Genomic DNA, 1,293 nt, shown 5'->3' on the forward strand with positions numbered 1-1,293 from the left:
CCAGCGCCAACGTATCGGTGTGGCACGGGCGTTGGCGCTGGAGCCGAAGCTGATCGTGGCGGACGAGCCGGTCTCCGCCCTCGACGTCTCCATCCAGGCACAGGTCGTCAACCTGCTGCAGAAAGTCCAGGACGAGCTCGGCATCGCCTTCGTCTTCATCGCCCACGACCTCGCGGTGGTACGCCACTTCTCACAGCGCGTGGCGGTCATGTACCTCGGTAAGATCGTCGAGATCGCCGACCGCGACGACCTGTACGGCAACCCGCGCCACCCCTACACGCGGGCCCTGCTGTCCGCCGTGCCCGAGGCCACGGTGGACCAGACGCCGGCCCGCGAGCGCATCCGCCTGACCGGCGACGTGCCCTCGCCGCTGAACCCGCCCTCGGGCTGCCGGTTCCGCACCCGCTGCTGGAAGGCGACGGAGAAGTGCGCGACCGAGGCCCCGCCGCTGGTCCAGGTCGAGGGCAACAAGCCGGGCCACCTGACCGCCTGTCACTACCCCGAGACGCAGGACGCCGTTCCCGCGCTCACCGAGGACCCCGAGGCCGCGGCCTGACAACACCCCTTTTCCGTCAGTCCGCGGTCCTTGCGGAACGGACTTCCACGGCCCATTGACCCGAGCCCACGAACGTCCGGTCCAGGGGAACGAAGGCCCGCGCCTCCCCAGGCGCGGGCCTTCTTCACATCCCCTGGCGTCAGTCGTCGCCGGCGTCCTCCTCCAGCGCCGCCAGCGCCGGGTCCAGCACGATGTCCTCGTCCCGGGCCTCGATGGTGGGGTCCTCCGGGAAGTGACAGGCCGTCAGATGGCCTTCCTTGTTGCCGGAGAGCCGGACCAGCGGCGGTTCCTCGGCCGCGCACTTGTCCTGCGCCTTCCAGCACCGCGTGCGGAAACGGCAGCCGGAGGGCGGGGCGATGGGGGACGGCACGTCACCGGCGAGGCGGATGCGCTCGCGGCCGCCGGCGTCCTGCTCGCCGTCGAGGCTGACCTCGGGGACGGCGGAGAGCAGGGCGTGGGTGTAGGGGTGGCGGGGGCGGGCGTAGATGGACTCGCGGTCGCCGACCTCGATGATCTTGCCGAGGTACATGACCGCCACACGCTGCGAGAAGTGGCGTACCACCGCGAGGTCGTGGGCGATGAACAGGAACGCGATGCCCAGCTCCTGCTGCACCTTCTGCAGCAGGTTGACGACCTGCGCCTGGATGGAGACGTCGAGGGCGGAGACCGGCTCGTCCGCCACGATCAGCTTCGGCTCCAGCGCCAACGCCCGTGCCACGCCGATGCGCTGGCGCTGA

General features: G+C 70.6%; 2 protein-coding genes. One reads left to right on the forward strand and one right to left on the reverse strand.

Annotated elements, in window-relative coordinates; translation table 11 throughout:
- Window positions 1–556 (forward strand): oligopeptide/dipeptide ABC transporter ATP-binding protein (locus ACYF6T_RS44480; RefSeq protein WP_461703694.1); only part of this gene is annotated, 556 nt, incomplete at its 5' end.
- 139 nt (window positions 557–695) lie between these two features.
- Here ACYF6T_RS44480 and ACYF6T_RS44485 read toward each other — a convergent pair.
- On the reverse strand, window positions 696–1,293 hold a 598-nt coding region (locus ACYF6T_RS44485; protein ID WP_461703695.1), incomplete at its 5' end, for an oligopeptide/dipeptide ABC transporter ATP-binding protein.

It is taken from the genome of Streptomyces sp. 7R007 (genome assembly GCF_054850255.1).